This is a genomic window from Alteribacillus sp. HJP-4, assembly GCF_042139015.1.
Classification (GTDB): Bacteria; Bacillota; Bacilli; order Bacillales; family Marinococcaceae; genus JBHIKY01.
The window spans coordinates 1-19684 of the sequence record NZ_JBHIKY010000012.1; the positions used below are offsets into that span (position 1 = coordinate 1).

Annotated in this window: 19 protein-coding genes; 8 read left to right on the forward strand and 11 right to left on the reverse strand. The window is 41.8% G+C overall.

Going from position 1 to position 19684, the window contains the following annotated elements; all coding sequences use genetic code 11:
• Nucleotides 1-412: 412 nt before the first annotated feature.
• The 3 genes from ACE4RR_RS12475 to ACE4RR_RS12485 form a co-directional block, all read right to left on the reverse strand.
• Entirely contained in the window at nt 413-571 is a 159-nt protein-coding gene (locus ACE4RR_RS12475; protein WP_375535753.1) for a hypothetical protein, read from the reverse strand.
• Nucleotides 572-655: 84 nt separating this feature from the next.
• Nucleotides 656-1135, reverse strand: coding sequence for a type 2 periplasmic-binding domain-containing protein (locus ACE4RR_RS12480; RefSeq protein WP_375535754.1), 480 nt, complete (start codon nt 1133-1135; stop codon nt 656-658).
• 188 nt (nt 1136-1323) lie between these two features.
• Nucleotides 1324-1743: a hypothetical protein gene (locus tag ACE4RR_RS12485; RefSeq protein WP_375535755.1), complete on the reverse strand. Its 420-nt coding sequence runs from the start codon at nt 1741-1743 to the stop codon at nt 1324-1326.
• 325 nt (nt 1744-2068) lie between these two features.
• On the opposite strand from ACE4RR_RS12485, the gene ACE4RR_RS12490 reads away from it, so the two are divergent.
• The 5 genes from ACE4RR_RS12490 to ACE4RR_RS12510 all read left to right on the forward strand — a co-directional run bounded on the left by ACE4RR_RS12490 (nt 2069) and on the right by ACE4RR_RS12510 (nt 5642).
• Nucleotides 2069-2326 (forward strand): hypothetical protein, encoded by a 258-nt coding sequence (locus tag ACE4RR_RS12490; RefSeq protein ID WP_375535756.1) that lies wholly within the window; start codon nt 2069-2071, stop codon nt 2324-2326.
• Nucleotides 2327-2349: 23 nt separating this feature from the next.
• On the forward strand, nt 2350-2841 hold the full coding sequence (locus tag ACE4RR_RS12495) for an extracellular solute-binding protein (protein WP_375535757.1): 492 nt from the start codon (nt 2350-2352) through the stop codon (nt 2839-2841).
• Between the two features lie 12 nt (nt 2842-2853).
• Nucleotides 2854-4905: a beta-galactosidase gene (locus ACE4RR_RS12500; protein ID WP_375535758.1), complete on the forward strand. Its 2052-nt coding sequence runs from the start codon at nt 2854-2856 to the stop codon at nt 4903-4905.
• Between the two features lie 112 nt (nt 4906-5017).
• Nucleotides 5018-5467: a hypothetical protein gene (locus tag ACE4RR_RS12505; protein WP_375535759.1), complete on the forward strand. Its 450-nt coding sequence runs from the start codon at nt 5018-5020 to the stop codon at nt 5465-5467.
• The gene (locus tag ACE4RR_RS12510; protein WP_375535760.1) at nt 5454-5642 is read left to right on the forward strand and encodes a hypothetical protein; all 189 of its coding nucleotides are present in this window, start codon (nt 5454-5456) and stop codon (nt 5640-5642) included. The genes ACE4RR_RS12505 and ACE4RR_RS12510 overlap by 14 nt, the downstream gene beginning before the upstream one ends.
• A 745-nt stretch (nt 5643-6387) precedes the next feature.
• Here ACE4RR_RS12510 and ACE4RR_RS12515 read toward each other — a convergent pair.
• From ACE4RR_RS12515 to ACE4RR_RS12530, 4 genes are all read right to left on the reverse strand, one after another.
• Nucleotides 6388-8022: a type 2 periplasmic-binding domain-containing protein gene (locus tag ACE4RR_RS12515; protein WP_375535761.1), complete on the reverse strand. Its 1635-nt coding sequence runs from the start codon at nt 8020-8022 to the stop codon at nt 6388-6390.
• 387 nt (nt 8023-8409) lie between these two features.
• A complete protein-coding gene (locus ACE4RR_RS12520; protein ID WP_375535762.1) occupies nt 8410-10050 on the reverse strand; it encodes a TIM-barrel domain-containing protein in 1641 nt (546 codons plus the stop codon).
• Nucleotides 10051-10199: 149 nt separating this feature from the next.
• Nucleotides 10200-10817, reverse strand: coding sequence for a DUF4968 domain-containing protein (locus ACE4RR_RS12525; RefSeq protein WP_375535763.1), 618 nt, complete (start codon nt 10815-10817; stop codon nt 10200-10202).
• Nucleotides 10818-11014: 197 nt separating this feature from the next.
• A complete protein-coding gene (locus tag ACE4RR_RS12530) occupies nt 11015-13306 on the reverse strand; it encodes a helix-turn-helix domain-containing protein (protein ID WP_375535764.1) in 2292 nt (763 codons plus the stop codon).
• A 486-nt stretch (nt 13307-13792) separates the two neighbouring features.
• On the opposite strand from ACE4RR_RS12530, the gene ACE4RR_RS12535 reads away from it, so the two are divergent.
• Genes ACE4RR_RS12535 through ACE4RR_RS12545 form a run of 3 tightly spaced genes read left to right on the forward strand, consistent with a single transcriptional unit; the run spans nt 13793 to nt 16247 of the window.
• The gene (locus ACE4RR_RS12535; protein ID WP_375535765.1) at nt 13793-14647 is read left to right on the forward strand and encodes an ABC transporter permease; all 855 of its coding nucleotides are present in this window, start codon (nt 13793-13795) and stop codon (nt 14645-14647) included.
• 22 nt (nt 14648-14669) lie between these two features.
• Nucleotides 14670-15575 carry a carbohydrate ABC transporter permease gene (locus ACE4RR_RS12540; protein WP_375535766.1) on the forward strand — a complete coding sequence of 302 codons (906 nt, stop codon included), beginning with the start codon at nt 14670-14672 and terminating at the stop codon, nt 15573-15575.
• Nucleotides 15576-15596: 21 nt separating this feature from the next.
• Nucleotides 15597-16247, forward strand: a complete 651-nt coding sequence (locus tag ACE4RR_RS12545) for a YesL family protein (protein WP_375535767.1) — start codon at nt 15597-15599, stop codon at nt 16245-16247.
• 1106 nt (nt 16248-17353) lie between these two features.
• On the opposite strand, the gene ACE4RR_RS12550 is transcribed toward ACE4RR_RS12545, so the two are convergent.
• The 4 genes from ACE4RR_RS12550 to ACE4RR_RS12565 form a co-directional block, all read right to left on the reverse strand.
• Nucleotides 17354-17557 (reverse strand): hypothetical protein, encoded by a 204-nt coding sequence (locus ACE4RR_RS12550; protein ID WP_375535768.1) that lies wholly within the window; start codon nt 17555-17557, stop codon nt 17354-17356.
• Between the two features lie 229 nt (nt 17558-17786).
• Nucleotides 17787-18056: a hypothetical protein gene (locus tag ACE4RR_RS12555; protein ID WP_375535769.1), complete on the reverse strand. Its 270-nt coding sequence runs from the start codon at nt 18054-18056 to the stop codon at nt 17787-17789.
• Nucleotides 18057-18205: 149 nt separating this feature from the next.
• Nucleotides 18206-19246, reverse strand: coding sequence for a flagellin N-terminal helical domain-containing protein (locus ACE4RR_RS12560; RefSeq protein WP_375535770.1), 1041 nt, complete (start codon nt 19244-19246; stop codon nt 18206-18208).
• An 87-nt stretch (nt 19247-19333) separates the two neighbouring features.
• Nucleotides 19334-19546, reverse strand: coding sequence for a carbon storage regulator (locus tag ACE4RR_RS12565; RefSeq protein WP_375535771.1), 213 nt, complete (start codon nt 19544-19546; stop codon nt 19334-19336).
• Between the last annotated feature and the right edge of the window lie 138 nt (nt 19547-19684).

A 19684-nucleotide genomic window follows, 5' to 3' on the forward strand; every position in this document is an offset into this window, starting at 1 on the left:
GGGCTGGGCTTGACGCTTCTGCGAGATCATCTACGATTGAAACATAGGGAAGAATGATCTGTAGCTGTCACCATCGCATCATTCCTATTCTGTTAAAGGGTGTCCACTTTCTTGACAGAGGTCCATCCGTTCCGCTATCACCCTATTTGACAGCCATTTGGAGTGCTGGAAAGCCAAATAGCGGATCTCCTGTCCGCCAACTACACCAAATTTAGCAAAATACGCACAATAGCGGATCTCTTGTCCGCCAAATCCACCCCGGGCAACGCGCGCCAACCACCTCCAAACAAACCAAAGGTTTCTGTCTGTATCCGGCAGAAACCCTATTTGGTTCACTAATTATTCTACATTTTCAAGATAGATTTCATAGGCATCCTGATTGATTTCTACATAACGCTCAACTCCCAGAGATTCAAGCCCTGCGATAATCATCCCAATCGTCTTCTAAACTTAAATCGCCGGTGATAAACCGCACGGCACTTTGATCAACGTTGTCGAGAATATTCGTTTCGAGCTCAGCGATTTCATCCTGAACATCTTCGCCATACCAGACGCCCCAGTATGGGAACACATCCTCCGGCTCCTGATCTTCGTATAAATAGGTTGCTTCCTGAAGTCTTCTTTCGTATCCTTCCGGCGTATAGATGTCTTCCGCCTACATAATTCCATCCCTGAATTCTACCGGGTGAAAGTATTGAGCAGAAGCGGCCCAGTTGTCGTTACGAAGGTTTTCGTCTTCTCCCACAGGAATTTCTCTGTAAATAGGTTCTACATCTTCATTTATAGCGTTATCCCCTTCTTCTGGTTTTTCCCATCCTTCTCCTTCTTCACCGAAAAACGCTCGAAAGGATCCTTCTTCTGTGAACATGTAATCAAGCACCTGAATAGATTTTACCTGAGCAGCACTGCTGGCTTTGCTTGTAAGAGCAAAAGTCGCCCCTTGTTCAATAGGATGTGTATAGCTGGCATATTGGGCATTCGGCCCTTCTAACGGGGCCAGGGCATCAAAGTCATACTGATTATCGTTATCTGTGAGGAGCTGCAGATGCGCCCCTGTCCCAGCGCCTAAAATGTTAGGGTCCTCATTTCCTAACTGAATAAAGCATCTGCATTTTGTGTAAAAGCCCGGGATCAATTAACCCTTCATCATACAAAGAACGAATGTATTCTAGACCTTCTCTCCATTCCTCCTTATTCGCAACAAAATCGACCTTACCATCCAGGACGAAATTCCATTAAGCGGCTCTACCATGACCCAAAAAGAATCAATCATTCCGTTTTTAATGAATGGATTTATTTATGATGATTTAGAAACGAGGCTTCTCATTGCAGATTAACATTCATTTTGCTCTGGGGAATCGGTACTACAAGCGCTCCGGATGGCTCTGGATAGCTATGGAGCGGCAAGGGCTGGATAAACGTGATAACTTCGGTTTTGATGTCATCCGTTACATACTCAGTACTCGGAATGACTGTGGTATGCGACTGCAGAATCAATGATTTCCAATCCTCGTATGCTACATTCTCAAACCGATTAAACTCATAAAATTGCCCTGGTCGAAAATAAACGTTATTCGGGGCAACAACAATATTAGAGTTTTTAAAGTAAATATAAAAATATTCAAGAAAATCATTGGTTTGAGTAAAAGGCAAAATATCATTGGAAAGCTGCCTTAAACTATAAACTATTGTGTTGTTATCGCTAACATTTCGGTTTAACAACGTAATCAGTTCAGAATTCATCGCCACCTGACGACCGAAACGTTCCACACTCAGCATTCGCTGTTCTACGATATCTTTGCTCTCCTACAGTGCCTGATTACTTTTTTCAATGGAATGCTCTTCTGCTGTTTCCATAAACACACGATAAGAAATGAGACTAGAAACAAGAGGAAGCAGCAAAATGATTATATAGGATAGGAAAAAACGCCTGAAAATTTTTGAGATCTCGTATTCTTCAAAAACTCCCCCCTTTCTTTATATAAGCGCTTTCATCTAAGTGTAAGTAATTTGGGGCGTGCTATCAACTACATTTCAGGATAAATATGGGATGGGGAGCCAAAATTCAATGGACAGCAGCCCTTTTCAAAATGTTATCGATAACATTTATGGCATGCTGCCTAACTGGCACGTGATCAAGAAATGTACCCTTCATCCAGAAAGGGTTCTTTTTACCTGCCGCTGCAGCTGTTTTCAGACACCACGAATCATTGATGAATCCACCGAAACAGAGATGTACCCTGCGTCTCTAATTGTCCGTTTACACTTTTGGAAAGCCCATGCTAAATTTTATGAAAGCGCTGTTATTTTACTTACTGGCCAGTAACATACAAATGGGAAAAAGGAGGAATGCTTAACGGCGCTGTTGCAACACAACCTGACGCAGTTTGGTGGAGTGGAACAATGGTAGAACAAATGCCTGAACTATCTGGCAATTTGGGAATGTTTGAATTGCCGGCATTTGAAAAGGGAGGAAATCGTGCTTCAAACAATGGTGGGTCAGCATTAGCTGTTCCTGAAGCTTCTGATAATAAAGAAGCAGCGTATGTTTTTTCAGAATTCGCAACAACTAATGTTGATCTTCAAATCACAGGATTAAAAAATAGAGGTTTATTTCCATCATTATCTGGTGCTTATGAAGAAGAATTTTTCAATCAGGAACAAGAATATTTTAGTGATCAAACATTTTATAGTGATTTTGCTGAAACAGTAGAAGATATACAACCTATTAATTATATAAATTTAAAGGAAGAGAAACTATATTTGCAGCTTTTTTTACTTGCAATGATGATTCCTTATCAAGGGCTACTAAAGAGTGAAGTATCAATATATATAATATAGAGGAGGATAAAATTGAAAGCTATAGGTGAAAACTCCGTTAAACTCGGTGTATGTTATTACCCTGAGCACTGGCCAGAAAAGTTATGGAAAAATGATTACGAGCGAATGAAGGAATTGGGTTTCTCGTATGTACGAATGGCCGAATTTGCATGGACTATTTTTGAGCCAGAAGAAGGGAAATTCTCTTTTGAATTGTTTGATGAAGCCATTGATCTTGCCCATGAATGTGGATTAAAAGTTATATTGGGGACACCCACGGCTACACCACCGGCCTGGTTAACCCATAAATACCCGGAAGTTCTAAATAAGCGTCAAGACGGGGTTCAATTTCAACATGGAATGAGACGTCATTATAATTATAATTCTTCAAAATATCGTGAATTAACAACAAAACTAGTAGAAAGGCTAGCTGAACATTACAAAGATCATCCTGGAGTAGTAGGTTGGCAAATCGATAATGAACTAAATTGTGAAACGAATGAATTTTATTCTACTTCAGATCATAATGCTTTTAGACAATGGATAAAAGAGAAATATAAATCTTTAGAAAATCTAAATAATGCCTGGGGAGCTGTATTTTGGAATCAAACGTATACAAAATGGGAGCAGGTGTTTCTTCCAAGACCAACTATTGCTAATTCGCCAAATCCTCATCAAGCCTTAGATGAAAAAAAGTTTTTTTCTGACAGTGCTATATCTTTTGCGGAACTGCAAGCTAATATCATTCGTGCTGCATCTCCAACGCAGTGGGTAACTACAAACGGAATGTTTGGGCATTTAGACAACCATAAATTAGTAGAAAATGTACTGGATTTTTATGCATATGATTCTTATCCCAACTTCGGAACTATTATTCCTGACGATACAAGTAAACCTTTAAGAGATAGAAAATGGAGTTGGAATTTAAGTAAGGTCAGAAGCATTTGTTCTAATTTCGCAGTGTTTGAACAACAGTCTGGGCCGGGCGGATGGGTTAATAGAGTAGAACAACCCTCCCCAAAACCTGGTCAGATGCGACTATGGACTTACCAATCTATTGCACATGGTGCAGATATGATACTGTATTTTCGGTGGAGAACATCAACAAAAGGCTCTGAAATATATTGGCATGGCATAAATGATTATCACAATCAGCCTAATAGGAGAGTCAAAGAAGTTCAAACAATTAGTGATGAAATTGGAAGAGTCGGCGAAAAAATATTCGATTCTAAATATGAAGCTTCTGCAGCAATTGTGCATGATTATAATAACGAGTGGGATGGAGAGATGGACACTTGGCATGGTCCCTATACTAAAAAAAGCGAAGAATCTTGGTTTAAAGCCTTTCAATACAATCACATTCCGGTAGACTCTCTTCATTTTAATGATCGCACTGATATTAAACATTTAAAAGAATACAAAGTCTTAATATATCCCCATCCTGCCATATTAAATAAAGAGTATTCCGTATTACTAGAACAATTTGTTGAACAAGGTGGGACACTGATTGTTGGCTGTAGGTCTGGATATAAAGATACAACAGGTCAACCATATATGATGAAAACTCCAGGATATCTTTCGGAATTAACTGGTGTAACTGTTGAAGATTTCACTAGAATTGCAAGTACACAACCGGAACCTCATATTAGTTGGAATGCAACTTCAGAAATGAATAAAGCAGGTGATTTTAATGAAGTATTAGCTTTGAATAATTCAGAATCTCAAATCATTCTGGCGAGGTTTGAAGGAACTTATTATGATAAACAACCTGCACTAGTAAAAAATGCATTTGGTGAAGGAAATACTTATTATTTTGGCGGAGTATTTAACCTGGAAATCGCAACTAATTTGCTAAAAGAATTAAATTTAGATGATGAAACAAATATAGTGGCTCCAGAGAATATAGAGGTAGCTATAAGAACGAAAAATGAAAAAAAATATATTTTTATCTTGAATTATTCGGACGAGTCTCAAAAATTGATTCTGAAAAAAAATATGAGAGAATTAATTTCTGATGAAATTCAAAGTGGTTATATCGAAATAGATCCATTCGATGTATTTATATATGAAACAGAATTAAATTAACTATTTTGATTGGTGTTTTATTGAACTGCTCTCTGTCAAGTAAACAATCGAAATAATAAAGAAGTATCTACCCAGCCATAGCCCTATATTCAACAGGGGTATGGCTGTTTAGGTGTGTCCGACATGCGCACATGCTATAGGGTTTAAGTCCCGAACGGTGAAGGCCGTTGTAGACGTTAACCAAAGGCAAGGGTTCGAATATAAACTGACAATAGCGGGGAATGATGTAATACAGGCTGCCATTTCATTTGAATACAGGGACGGGTATGTGCTGGTAGAAAATCTTGAATCCGCCAATTGGGGGAAAGAAAGCAAAAGTGGAATTTATGTAGCTCCTACGATGCTTGCCGCTGTATGTCAACTAAGTGTACAGGCAGGCTATGAGGGATTTGTATTAATTACCTCCAAACACAATAAAAAAAATCTTATGGATTATTACGCTAAATTAGGTGCCCAACAAATTGGCAGCACCAGCCGTATGGCCATCAATGAAGTTACATCACAGAAGCTTATTGACGTATACTTAACTAAAGGAGGAGGTAGTATTCATGGCGGAAAATGATACGAATTCCAAACGAGAATTCACCGTTGGAGAGCTAGCTCATATTATTGACACGGAGCACAACAGAATATATGCCTATCCTCACAAGTCGGAAGACGAACGAAAAGAAAGCGATCGGTTAATGCAAGATTTCATAAAGAAGAGCAAAGCCAAACTTAAATATGCGAAAAGATAACAAGTCCTCTGGCAAAGAGGGCTTTTTTATATTGAATATCTTTTTTAACACCATCGGGGATGGAAAAAACCAAGTGCATAACATAAATTACCGTGTTTGATAACTCTCAATCATAAGTAGTCTTATTCTAATATTTTTTATTCCATATTCGGTTGCTACCATCACTTATAGTTGGTTAAATAAACAATTGAAAACCATTCATAATGGGTAGGGGCTGTATCAAAAGCCCTTAACGTAAAAGGCCATGGACGCCATCCCTCCAGATGGTGACCATGGTATTTTTTTCAAACCAGCTTATGCAGCTGATTCATGGTATAATCTTGGAAAGTGACCGTTAGGTTACTCATAAAAAATCGCCTTCTTTCGTTAATGTAGTGTTGGGTACCTTCTTTATACTGAAAGCGGCGATTTTTTTTGTTTTTGGCATAAAAAAAGAATGTTGAAGGGATTTTTTCCTTTATTTTTGGTTGGCGGTCAGGTGAGACGCCTGGTCGATTAAAATCGGCCACGTCCTGTGGCCAACATCGACACTAGCACATCCGGTGCGTCGCGGGAAAAGCAAGAGCTGAAGATCCACCGACGGTGGTTTTCCGTCGGTTAGCTGAAGCCTTGCTCGCGGCAAGCGAACCTGAAAAGCCATTCAATAAGTTAAACCTAACAATAAATTTCTTATAGAGTCGAAAAAAGGGCTGTCAAAAGGTCATTTTTTATGACCTTTTGATACAGCCCCTTTTTAGTTGACTGGTTATTCTACATTTTCAAGGTATTTATCATAGGCGTCCTGATTGATTTCTACATAACGCTCAACCCCCAGAGATTCAAGTCCTGCGATATAATCATCCCAATCGTCTTCTAAACTTAAATCGCCGGTGATAAACCGCACCGCACTTTGATCCACATTGTCCAGTATATTCGTTTCGAGCTCAGCTATTTCATCCTGAACATCTTCGCCATACCAGACGCCCCAGTATGGGAACACATCCTCCGGCTCCTGATCTTCGTATAAATAGGTTGCTTCCTGAAGTCTTCTTTCGAATCCTTCCTCAGTATAGATGTCTTCCACCTGTACAATTCCATCCCTGAATTCTACAGGGTGGTAGTATTGAGCAGAAGCGGCCCAGTTGTCGTTACGCAGTGTTTCGTCTTCTCCCTCAGGAATGTCTACGTAGATAGGTTCTACATCTTCATTGATAGCTACATCCCCTTCTTCCGGTTTTTTCCATCCTTCTCCTTCTTCACCGAAAAACGCTCGAAGGGATCCTTCTTCTGTGAACATGTAATCAAGCACCTGAATCGATTTTATCTGCGCAGCACTGCTGGCTTTGTTTGTAAGAGCAAAAGTCGCCCCCTGTTCAATCGGATGGGTATAGCTTGAATATGCGGCATTCGGCCCTTCTAATGGTGCCAATGCATCAAAGTCATACTGATTATCGTTATCTGTGAAAAGCTGAATATGCACGGCTGGCGCAGCACCTAAAATATTGGGCTCCTCATTTCCTAACTGCATATAAGCATCTGCATTTTGTGTAAAAGCCCCTGGATCAATTAACCCTTCATCATACAAAGATCGAATGTATTCAAGGCCATCTCTCCATTCCTCCTTATTCGCAGCAAAATCGACCTTACCATCTTCAATGAGAAGCCTCGTTTCTAAATCATCATAAATAAATCCATTCATTAAAAACGGAATGATTGATTCTTTTTGGGTCATCGTAGAGCCGCTTAATGGAATTTCGTCCTGTTCTCCATTGCCATTTGGATCTTCATCCCGAAAGGCCATCAATGTTTCCTTGAATTCTTCATGGGTCTCAGGCGTTTCCAGATCAAGTTCATCTAACCAGGAGGTATTGAGCCACATCTTGTTTCCCCACGTACAGTGAAAACACTCCACTAATTGGGGAACACCATATATATTGCCATCCGGAGCAGTGGCCATGGCCCGAAATTCTTCATCTTCGTCTAAAACCGCTTGTAAATTTGGGGCATGCTCTTCTATTAAATCATTTAAAGGGAGGAGTACGCCCTGCTTTCCGTAGCGGATAAGATCACTTGGACTAAATTGATCTACCCACGGGATAAGATAATAAACATCCGGATAGTCCCCGCTTGCAAGTGAAATCTGTCTTCGTTCATTGGCAGCAGTTCCATCCCAGGACGTTGTTTCAAACTCGAAATCAATATTATACTCATCCTCCATCAGCTTGGTAAATGAATTTTCTTCAAAATTCATTTCATCGTGTTCAGGCATAAACGCTGTAATCTCTGTGGTTTCCTCCAGATCTTCTTCGTCGACCTCCTCACTTGCCTCATCATTATTGGAACATGCAGTAATGATGAGAGTCAGGATGATAATCATCGGCCAAAGAGCAGAAGCTTTCATATTATTTTTATCCCCTCTCCAAAAATAGACTTTTTCCAATGGCTGTGTTGACAGTTTCCCGCCCCATACCATACTTCATCCACTTATAAGAACATTTTAAAAATTAATAATATTCAAAATAAAATTATCTTCAATGGAGTTCAGCACGGCACTCCTTTTTCGTGAAGCCAAAGCCTCCCCTCTGTCAGAATAATTAAAGCGCTTACTTTTTCAAAATGTATCATGGGCACGTTAATAACGTAAACATCCAATCAATTATTGGAGGTACATATGCGGAAATAATCAGGAAATATCACCAAAACGCTGGAAAGTAACGTCACGTAACGTACAAGGTACATTTAAGAAAAAAGGTACATCTAAAATCTCTCCGCTGCCGACGCAACGCTTTTATAAGGTAACCTTTATTTCCTCCCCGTGATAGGAAATCACTGTTGGATGATTTTCCGTGACTAGTTCCACACTGAATTTTCTAGTATGCTGCATCCCTTCAAAGCTTCCCTTTCTCTTCTCCATCACGAGAACCCGTTGAGCATCGTCCCAGCTCATATTTATCGTGGAATACTCTCCATTCTCGTAACTATAGTTGTCTCCTTCATCTTCATAAAGCGTGAAGTTCCCGTCTGCCCCAGGGTAGATGTTAATTGAAAGTATAGCATCCGGCTGTTCCCCGGTGTGTTGGACTTCCGGGCCTGTTGGCACTATGGCTCCCGCTCGAACGAACAGCGGCATGGTCGAAAGGTCCGCGTCGGCATCAATTGTTTTATTGCCTTCGATCCGCTCCTTGCTCCAATAATTGTACCAGCTTCCCGCCGGCAGATAGACGCTGCGGGTTTTGTCCGTCCCCGTCAGTTCCCGAGAATTCGATTCGTAATACATCGGCTTTGTCACGGGCGCGGCCATAAAGGATGGCCCAAACATAAATTGATCATCGATATCATGTGTATTCACGTCACGGCGAAAATCAAATGCTAACGCACGGAACATCGTATAGCTTTTATGGACAACGGCCCCTGCAAGAGAATAGATATATGGCATCAATGTGTAACGGAGCTTCAAATATTTCTCCAGCGTATCGTAAAAGAGCTCGCCCGGCCTGCCGAAATGCCACAGTTCCCTTGGGGTATCGGTTCCGTGGGCCCGGAACATCGGAAGAAAAGCACTCGCCTGGAACCAGCGAACGTAGAGCTCGCGGTACCCCAAATCATCTACGCCTTTGTCATAATCGCCGCTCCAGAACCAGAGATCCGGTTTGTCCTGGACGAAAAAGCCTCCGATATCAAAGGTCCAGTACGGGGAGCCGGTTACACAGAAATTAAGGCCGTCCGCCATTTGTTTCCGGAGCGTGTCCCATGTGGCTGAGGTGTCCCCGGACCACGTAATCGTCCCGTACCGATGCTGGCCTGCATAAGCGGAACGCGTTAAATTCACCACTCGTTTGCTGGAGGTGGCAGCGCGCTGCCCTTCATAGATTCCTTTGGAGTGTAAGAGCGAGTAGGCATTTATATATTCAGCGTCAAGGTAACGTTTAGCTTCTCCGGTATTAATGAGCATCCGTTTCTCTAGCTCCGGCTTTACAGCTCCCTCCCAATCCGCTTCAAATGGCTCCGTGCAGTCACACCACCACGCATCCACACCATGGGTAAACAGGCCGTCCTTCGCCTGCTTCCAATAAAGGTCACGGGCTTTTTCCTGAAAAGCATCGTACGTAGCTTGATTCCCTAGTAAAAAGTTATGTTCCCTCATGTCACGATGGTTGTCACCGCCGGGATTCATCGTCGGCCAGATCGAAACCATCAGTTTCGCATGTCGAGCATGAAGCTCATCCATCATTGTCCCCGGCTCAGGGAACCGCTCCGGATCGAGCGTCTTTTGTCCCCACAGCCCGTCCACCCAGGAGCGCCAATCCAAAACAATGCAGTCAAGCGGCAGGCTCCGATCTCGATATTCTTGAACCGTATCAATCAAATCCTTCTGCGAGAGATACCGTTCTTTTGATTGTACGTAGCCGTAGGCCCATTTTGGCAGCATGGGAGCCTCCCCTGTCAGACCTCGTATCCCTTTTATGATGTCATCAAATTCCGGGCCGTAGATAAAATAAAAGTCCATTTCCGCACTCAAATCAGTCCATATATAGGAACCAAACGAATCGTCATGAAAGGTCATTAATGAATAACTGTCTACAAGTATGCCGTAGCCCTGCGTCGATAATAGGGCAGGTACGACCGCCTCATATTCTGCTGATACAAATACTGGTGCTGCCCCCGCAGATTCATCATTCCTTCTTCATGTGAGCCTAAACCGTACAGAGCCTCTCCTTCCTGCCACTCGAATTCCAGCTTTGTTCGGAAGGCCTGCCTGTCAACGACCTGCTCAGCACCAGCCGTCTTTACCCGAGGACCATCCGCTCCAAGCTCAGGCGCTAAGGCCGTAGAATCATTAAAAACAGTACGGACGACCTCTGTCCGCTCCAATGTTTTCCCGCCTTTTGAAGGCTCTTTTGCGAGCAGCCTCCCCTCGGCGTCAAAATACGTAAGAGCACACGTTGCTTTATCGATTTGAATTTTCAGTAACGACGTGGATAGTTCAAGATGATCCTTATTTTCCGTCACGTTTACTTCCGTTTTCTCTCCATTGCCAGATTTCACCACCATTAAGCTATCCTTTTCACTAAATTCCTCATTTAATGTGCAGCGGACTCTTGCAATGTCGGGAGCATAAAAATCTACACGCATCATTCCTTTAGAGGTTGTTACCTTCACCGCGCCTGGTTCAACTTCAAATTGTTCCAGCACCACCGATAATCACATCCCTTTCCACAGCCTAGTTTCCATTACATAGTAACGCGCTTACTTTTTTCATACCTTAGCATGGGGACGAACGATCCGAATACGTCCAATTGCATCACCAGGGTACAAAACAGGGCAATGCGTGATTTACCTAAAAGAAGACCCTGTACCCCACTAAATGGATGTCCAGGATCTTAGGGAAAAGATTATTGGTTGGTCGTATTTCTATATTGATTTGGCGTGACTTCTGCCACTCTTTTAAATGCTCTTCGAAAGGAATGGGGGCTGTTATATCCGACGTCATCCGCTATCTCCGCAATTTTCTTTGAGGTGGTGGCTAACAGGTGCTTTGCTTCTTCTATCCGGATATTTTCAAGGTAGTCGGAGAGATATTCATTCGTTTGTTCATGAAAAAGCTGCGAGACGTATTTTTCCGGACGCCCCACCTGTTCCGCAATAGAGTAGATCGTGACGTTGGGGTCGGAGTAATTTTCATGTAAAAACTGTTTTATAATGCGCACTTCTGACGTCGTGGCATTTTTTTTGCGTTCATTAACCAATTCGCAGAACTCTTCAATGCATTGGTGAAGAAAGTGCTTAATACGGTCTGCGGTGTCATTTGTCTCGATATTCCAGAGCTGGTCGAGCGATTGGTTTGTATTTTCCTTTCTATTTAATATCATTTGATCACTCGCTCTTAAAAAAGTCCCCTTTAACTCATGAAACAGCTGTGCAGTCATTTCTGGGGAAAGCGTACGTTTTTCGAAGTTTTCCACGAATATATCATGTAAGGTCCGCTTTGCTTCTTCCGCTTCTCCATCTTTTAACGCCTTTAAAAAGCGGACCTCATAATCAAGAGGATAATAGAAAATAGAGGATTCCGTATCGATGTCCTTGTGCCAGTAAACCCCATTATTTTCTACCAGCGATGCATAGTCGACCGTCTGCTTCGCTTCGTCGTATGAACGACTGATATTCGTCAGCTCGGAGAAAAAGTTCCCGATCCCTACTTTGAATGTCATCCGGTAATTTTTGTACAGCCTCTCACTCAGCGCTGTAAACAGTTCTTGAATATTCTCAGCAGACTCTTCCGGCGGACGGCTGCCTAGAAATATATAAACGAGTTTATCAGAATGAAGATCCGTCATAAGCAGGTGACTCATAAGCTCCTCTGATTCTTTTCTTATAATGATCCGTGCCGCCGTTAATTCTTCGTATATTTCCTGGTTCACCATCTCGCCATACCCTTGAATTTTCAATATCGCAATATATCCGCGTTCCCCGGACAGGCTGATTCCTGCCTGCTCCGCGACTGTATGGATCGATCCTTTCGAACGATTTAATTTTCCTGAAAGTAATTGCTTACAAAACGTTTCTTTTAACAATGGCTTTTGATTTTCAATCTGCTCCTGCAAATTACTGTTCTTGGAAATGATGCTTGATATGTTGCTGTTTAAAAAATCATATTCATTATGAAGCTTGCCCACCTTTTCATTGTCACTCTGTTCTCTTATGACCTGAACAAGCGCAGTGATCGGCCGGCTTTGACGGTACGCAAACAGCAGACAAATAATAATCCCAATAAAAATAGTGGCCCCGGTGACCGTCCAGGTGACTGTTTTAATCGGCTTGGCCTGACTCTCTAAATAGACTTCCGGAACTCCTGCGACATAGGTCCAGTCACGCCCTTCAGACGTTAACGTCATCATCAATGTACCATCGTCGAGCTTTTGTACCGTGCTTTCTTCGTCTATCTTCGACGTCAGGGATTCAATGTCCCGTTCCCCAATACCGGTGGATGCCAGTATCTCTTCGTCCTGATTGAGGATATAAGACCACCCATTAAACTGCTCCGGAATGCTCTCCAGCATAGCATTCATTTTGTTTTGTTCAATTGGTACAACAAGCGCTCCGGACGGCTCTGGATAGCTGTCGAGCGGCAGGGGCTGTATAAACGTGATGACTTCGGTTTTGATGTCATCCGTTACATAGTCAGTACTCGGAATGACTCGGTTCTGCGACTGCAGAATCAATGATTTCCAATCCTCGTATTCTACGTTCTCAAATCGATTAAATGAATAAAACTGCTCTGGCCGAAAATAAACGTTATTCGGAGCCACAATAATATCAGAGTTTTTAAAGTAAATATAAAAATTTTCAAGAAAATCATTGGTTTGAGTAAAGGGAGAAATATCATTGGAAAGCTGTCTTAAACTGTAAACTATCGTTCTGTTATCGCTAACATTCCGGTTTAACAACGTGATCAGTTCAGAATTCATTGCCACCTGCCGACCGAATCGTTCCACACTCAGCATTCGCTGTTCCACGATATCTTTACTCTCCTGCAGCGCCTGGTTGCTTTTTTCAATGGAATGCTCTTCTGCTGTTTCCATAAATACACGATAGGATATGAGACCAGAAATCAGAGGAAGCAGTAAAATTATCATATATGAGATCAAAAAACGTCTAAATATTTTTGAAAATCTAGTATTCTTCAAAAAAGCTTCCCCCCCTTTTTATATAAGCGCTTTCATCTAAGTGTAAGTAATTTTGAGAGGTCTATCAACCAGCTTCCAGGATATTTTGTTGGAAGGGGAAATCAAAATAAGCTTTTTTAAAATGTTATCGATAACATTCACTTCTTTACAAGAATTGTACCCTTCTTCTGATAAGGTAACTTTTTCCGTTCCGCTGCAGCTTTTTTACAACCAGGGAATTGTTGCTGACCCCCCCCCGCACAGAGATGTACCCTGCGTCTCTAATTGTCCGTTTACACCTCTTTAAAGCCCATGCTACATTTTTATGAAAGCGCTGTTATTTTACTTACTGGCCAGTAAAATACCAATGAGAAAAAGGAGGAATGCTTTCTGAATTCTAGTACGAATGTTTCTAAATCAAGCAGGGTACTCTCCACTGCTCCTAAAAGAAATCAATGGTATTTAGCCAAACGAAGCTTTAGAAAATACTGGCAATTCTATTTACTCATGCTTCTGCCTATTTCTTATTTTATTATTTTTAAATACGTGCCTATGGCGGGGACTGTTATCGCCTTTAAAAATTACAATGTTATTGAAGGAATCTGGGGAAGTCCGTGGGTAGGCATGCAGCATTTTGAAAATTTCTTTAAGAACCCTGTGGCGTGGGATTTAATTCAGAATACCCTCTACCTCAGTCTTTATCAGTTAGTCGTATCGTTTCCCCTTCCGATACTATTAGCATTAGCACTAAACGAAATCAGAAATGGCATTTTCAAAAGATCCGTACAGATGTTTACGTATGCCCCCTATTTTATTTCTACAGTCGTCATTGTCTCCATGATTATCATACTGCTGTCCCCACGCACCGGCGTGATTAACTTATTTGCTGGCATATTCGGCTTTGAAGCAAGTAACTTAATGGGGGATCCGGACATGTTCCGGTCTATCTTTGTATGGTCGGATGTGTGGCAGCAGACGGGATATGCCGCGATTATTTATCTTGCAGCGCTTGCGGGCATCGACAAGCAGCAGTATGAAGCAGCAAGAGTGGATGGAGCATCGAGAATTCAACGCATTATGAATGTAGACATTCCAGGAATCATGCCGGCCATCATGATTATCTTAATTTTAAGTGTCGGCAACTTAATGGCCCTCGGCTTTGAAAAAGTTTATCTCATGCAGAACCCATTAAACCTGAGTACCTCAGAAATCTTACAGACGTACGTCTATAAGATGGGGATCATTAATGCTAATTTCAGCTTCAGTGCTGCGGTAGGTTTGTTTAACTCTATCATTAATTTAATATTGCTCGTGTTTGTCAACTGGCTTTCTCGTCGTGCGACTGGAAATAGTTTATGGTAAGCAACCGGAGGAGTGTGATTTTTTGAAAAAAACGAAAAAGTCCAATCGTGTGCGGGATTCGTTATCTGATCGAATTTTCGTCGGCGGAATATATGTGTTCTTGGTTGTTATATTACTGATCGTATTATACCCGCTTGTGTATATTGTAAGTTCTTCTTTCAGCAGTCCGGAAGCCGTAACCGCCGGAAAAGTCTGGCTGTGGCCCGTTGATTTTTCCCTTGCCGGCTATAAAGAGGTGCTGACCAATTCAAATGTATTACGCGGCTTTATGAATTCGATTTTCTATACGACGGCTTATACATTTATCGCCGTGACGCTGACCGTTATTTTCGCATACCCGTTATCACGAAAGTCGTTCTACGGCCGAAATTTTCTGATGTTTTTTATCATTTTTACGATGCTTTTTTACGGCGGCTTGATCCCAGAATATCTTGTGGTGCAGCAGCTTGGAATGCTCGATACCGTCTGGGCCATCTTAATTCCAAAAGCCATGGCCGTCTGGCAGATCATAATTGCGCGGACCTTTTTTCAATCGACGGTGCCAGAAGAGCTTGTGGAAGCAAGCGAAATGGACGGCTGCAGCAGCCTGCGCTTTCTATGGTCCGTCGTGATTCCGATTTCTAAACCAATTATTGCCGTACTTGCTTTGATGTACGCTGTGTTCCAATGGAATAGTTATTTTGATGCGATGATCTTCTTAAAATCAGAAGAGCTGTTTCCATTGCAATTACACCTGCGTGAAATACTCATCACCCAAACACAATCAGGCGCAAGTATGGATGTAGGTGAGCAGATGGAACGAAACCAATTAGCGAATTTAATGCGCTATTCCTTAATTGTCGTTTCCAGTTTACCGGTATTAATTATTTATCCATTTGCCCAGAAATACTTTGTACAGGGAATGCTTATCGGCTCTGTGAAAGGATAAAAACGAGGAGGAGAAAGAACGATGGAAATAGAAGGGAAAATGGGCGGGCTCTATAGAGCGGCCGAATGGGTGACCCGCCTTGCTTATGTCAACGGATTATGGATTCTTTTCAGCGCAGCAGGACTTTTCATCCTTGGGTTCTTTCCGGCCACCGCTGCCATGTTTGCGGTGATCCGTAAGTGGATAACCAAAGAACCGGACGTTCCTGTATTCCGAACATTTTGGAAAGAAATCAAAAAAGAATTCCTCCGCGCCAATGGAATCGGCTATGTATTCGTGGCGCTCGGTTATTTCATCTATGTTGATATAGGGCTGATACAACGAATAGACAGTCCCCTCTCTATCGTTCTATTGCTTCTACTAGGTTCTGCATCGATCCTTCTCGTAAATACGTTACTATTTACATTTCCGATGCTTGCTCAGTATGAGCTTCCCTTTATCCAGTATTTCAAATATTCGTTTCTCATAGGGATCGCCTCCCCTTTCGTTACTGTCATCACCATACTTGGGCTACTGCTCTGGTATGTGATTCTCCATGTCGCTCCTGCCCTGTCGGTGTTTTTCGGCGGCAGCACGATGGCGTTTCTAATTATGTGGTTTTCGCTGCGTTCATTTGATCACATCGAACAAAAACACAGCCTCGCACAATCGCAGCAGGAGATGCCCCGCTGAAGGCTGCGGGAAGAAGACCGGAGGGCTGCCTGGCGGACACTAGTTCCGTTAAATGCCTCAAACAAGCCTGTTTTCCAGCTTTGCCAGACATCCTGGTTTCGCTATTTTCTTATCTGTAGTAGCATAAACTACTAGATTAGGATGTTAGTATAAGAAGCCATACGCTTCAGGCGGACGCTTTCCGCGGGCAACGCTTCAACTTCCTCGGTAGCTAATCGCTGCCTGCGGGATTTTCAGTCGTTGCTTTTCCCGCGACGCACCGGACGTGCTAGTGTCGATGTTGGCCACAGGACGTGGCCGGTTTTAATCGACCAGGAGTCGCCCCCTTTCGCTTTTGTTTTTTTCAGAGAGCCATCAAATTCATCTATAAATAGTCATTTGCAAAACTAGTGAATTTAGTTCACAAAAAAAGACTAAAAAGACTATGGTCTTAAATTCAGCCCTAAATAAGTCGTTCTTCACTCATTTATGTGAGCGAAATTGATCCTGCAGGACTGCATATTGCTGAACTCCACTTGTGGTAAAAGCATTATAAATTACATATTCATAACAAAATGGATACGAGTCTGATTTTCCATTCGTAAGCTCAGAAAGGCTTTTTCTCCTATTTTTCCTTTTGTACACATCTAAGTTTATAAACTTTTCCATTGGAATGACCCTCTGTGGGTAGCTCTCTACAGAAAATAAATAGTATGTTTGACGGGTTTTCGTGAACGGTGCCTTCTTGGTCCGGTTTCTAATCGTTTCTGTACTCACATGCCATCCCTCCTGTAAATAGTATACAATATTCTAACAATTTGGGTAAAATTTACCTGTTTATCCAAAATTGAAATTTAATTGGCAATAATAAGAGGGACAATAGACCTGAATTGTGAGTTTTTGGCACCATTACCATTCTTTCCGTCGAATTCGAGAACAAAGCTTGCAATGGCCACATTCCACGCACATCGTTATTTATAATTATGAATCAAACGTTTGTTTAATAACCTGAATGTATACAGCTATCTGAATGAACCAGCAGTGACACCTTTTTGATCCCCCTCAGCCCCGATATTGATCCATTTAAGGCAAAGCTGATCCATCCTCCAATATAATAACGAAACTGATTAGTTTAAATTGATATGCTTCCTTAAATACAAAATAGTTAAACTAATAACACCCATTGAAATGATAATGGCCCAAAGTATTTTTCCTTCACCCAGCAGATTTGTTAATAAAGCATCAAATGAAGGCAGACCCAGGCTATACAAAATCGGCAACAAAAGTAATACTACAATTAATCCTAAAAAGAAATAAAACCTTCTACTCATTAAATTTCACTCCATGTATTAACATCTTATTCTATATACTAAACTGAACTTTCAAGTTTTTAAACCTTATCGTGTTGACTATCGTAAGATGATATAAAAACCCCTCCCGCTTACGCCGGAAAGGGTTTTTAGTTTAAGAATTAGAGACTGCTTCTGATCCCAAGGTGGGACATGTGTGCGGAACAGGTTCATTCCTATTACAATTCTAGCGGGCAAACAGCTATTCAAATCAATAGTGCTTAAAATGACTTTTAGTCTTTTTCGTTTGATCGTATGCTTCACATAAAGCGATAAGATATTTTTTTAGCAACCTTTTATCCTCGTAGTAATTAGTTAGAATATCTTCAATTTGTGCTTCGAAAAAGTCCTTATGAAAATTTTCAGCGGTTTCCGTGTATTTCGTTTTAAAGAACGCCACCGTGCCGAATTTCGCTTCTGCTTTCTTTACATCTTTCGTGATCATTTGTTCAAAAGGGGGATGATCCATTTTTTGTTTCAAACAAACACCTCCTTCATAAACATCAACCTACTATATGCTCTTCATTTGATAAAAATTCATCATTATAAAGATGTATGGCCGGGACTAACAATTTACTCCTTCCCTCATAAAAAAAGACCCCAGCAAAAGCTGAGGTCTTCGAAAAATGATTAGCCAAGCAACTGAAGTACAGCCTGTGGCTGCTGGTTTGCCTGGGCAAGCATCGACTGGGATGCTTGAGACAAGATATTGGCTTTGGTCATTTCCATCATTTCTTTGGCCATGTCTACATCACGAACACGAGATTCAGCTGCTGAAAGATTTTCTGAAGCATTATCAAGGTTGCTGATGGTGTGCTCCAATCGGTTTTGGAATGCCCCCATCTCTGAACGTTGCGCAGATACACTTTCAATTGCATCATTAATGGACGTGATGGCGTCATCAGCAGCGGCCTGGCTGGAGATGTCTATACCTTTAGATACTTCATCCCCATCGCTCAAAGCATCACCTTCAACGTAAGCTTTCGCTCCTTCTTTGACCTGAACGTCCGAGTCATCATCATTAGCTTCCAAATCTGAAATCTTGTAGTAATCACCATCCACGTGAACGGCTACATCATTACCATCTTCATCTTGCAATAATTCCGCACCTGTAAGGTCCACCCCGTCAACAGTTGAATCTGCAGTCGCTGCAGTTAGTGTTTGAGACACTCCCAGAGAGTTCCCATCCATTGCACTAATGGATACAGAGATGTTCTGATCTTCGTTCGCCCCAATGTGGAATGTACCTTCAAAATCGCCACCCAACAGATTTTGAGTGTTAAAATCAGTATTCTCTGCGATGCGAGTGATTTCTTCAGATAATTGATCTACTTCTTTTTGCAGTTCTGCCCGATCCGCATTAGTGTTTGTGTCGTTGGAAGACTGAACGGAAAGCTCTCTCATGCGCTGCAAGATAGAATGTGTTTCATCCAGTGCTCCTTCTGCTGTCTGAATCAACGAGATTCCGTCCTGTGCGTTACGGCTGGCCTGGTCAAGTCCACGGATCTGACCTCTCATTTTTTCAGAGATCGCAAGTCCTGCTGCGTCGTCGCCCGCCTTGTTAATGCGAAGCCCTGAAGACAATTTTTCCATCGAGGACTGCATGTTCCCCTGATTGATGCCCAGCTGACGATGTGTGTTCATCGCTGGAATGTTGTTGTTGATGATCATTAAGATCAACCTCCCATGTTTTGTTTTACTTGCCCCACGTCCCTATGGGAACAAGTGATTTATTTCAAATCTCAAAAAAATATGTATTTATTTCTTTGAGGATTTGACAGGGTTGAACTTGAAGTCCTTTAATTGTTGATTCGCGAACTCTTCAAAGATTTCTTCGCGATAAATCTCAACTTCTCTCGGAGCTTCAATATGGATACGAAACATTGCCCCATCCTTTTCCAGGGGGGTAATTTTGATATCGTCTCCAATAATAATTCCTTGTCCTTCTCTTCTACTGATAACTAACCCCATGATCCATCCTCCTTAATAGATTACAAGTTCATCCGTAATTTTCATGTGTTACTTCTTTTATCGGGCGAAAGTATGAAACCTTAAGTATTTTATAAAATATTTTTTTATAAAATAGTTTCACAATTTTTATAGTAGGTT

Bases quoted from the DNA above. Each gene is read 5' to 3' on its own strand.
- ACE4RR_RS12485 (WP_375535755.1), bottom strand. From the start codon at position 1,743: ATGAATTCTGAACTGATTACGTTGTTAAACCGAAATGTTAGCGATAAC.
- ACE4RR_RS12490 (WP_375535756.1), top strand. From the start codon at position 2,069: ATGGACAGCAGCCCTTTTCAAAATGTTATCGATAACATTTATGGCATG.
- ACE4RR_RS12495 (WP_375535757.1), top strand. From the start codon at position 2,350: ATGCTTAACGGCGCTGTTGCAACACAACCTGACGCAGTTTGGTGGAGT.
- ACE4RR_RS12510 (WP_375535760.1), top strand. From the start codon at position 5,454: ATGGCGGAAAATGATACGAATTCCAAACGAGAATTCACCGTTGGAGAG.
- ACE4RR_RS12515 (WP_375535761.1), bottom strand. From the start codon at position 8,022: ATGAAAGCTTCTGCTCTTTGGCCGATGATTATCATCCTGACTCTCATC.
- ACE4RR_RS12520 (WP_375535762.1), bottom strand. From the start codon at position 10,050: ATGCTGCCAAAATGGGCCTACGGCTACGTACAATCAAAAGAACGGTAT.
- ACE4RR_RS12535 (WP_375535765.1), top strand. From the start codon at position 13,793: ATGCTTCTGCCTATTTCTTATTTTATTATTTTTAAATACGTGCCTATG.
- ACE4RR_RS12545 (WP_375535767.1), top strand. From the start codon at position 15,597: ATGGAAATAGAAGGGAAAATGGGCGGGCTCTATAGAGCGGCCGAATGG.
- ACE4RR_RS12550 (WP_375535768.1), bottom strand. From the start codon at position 17,557: ATGAGTAGAAGGTTTTATTTCTTTTTAGGATTAATTGTAGTATTACTT.
- ACE4RR_RS12560 (WP_375535770.1), bottom strand. From the start codon at position 19,246: ATGATCATCAACAACAACATTCCAGCGATGAACACACATCGTCAGCTG.
- ACE4RR_RS12565 (WP_375535771.1), bottom strand. From the start codon at position 19,546: ATGGGGTTAGTTATCAGTAGAAGAGAAGGACAAGGAATTATTATTGGA.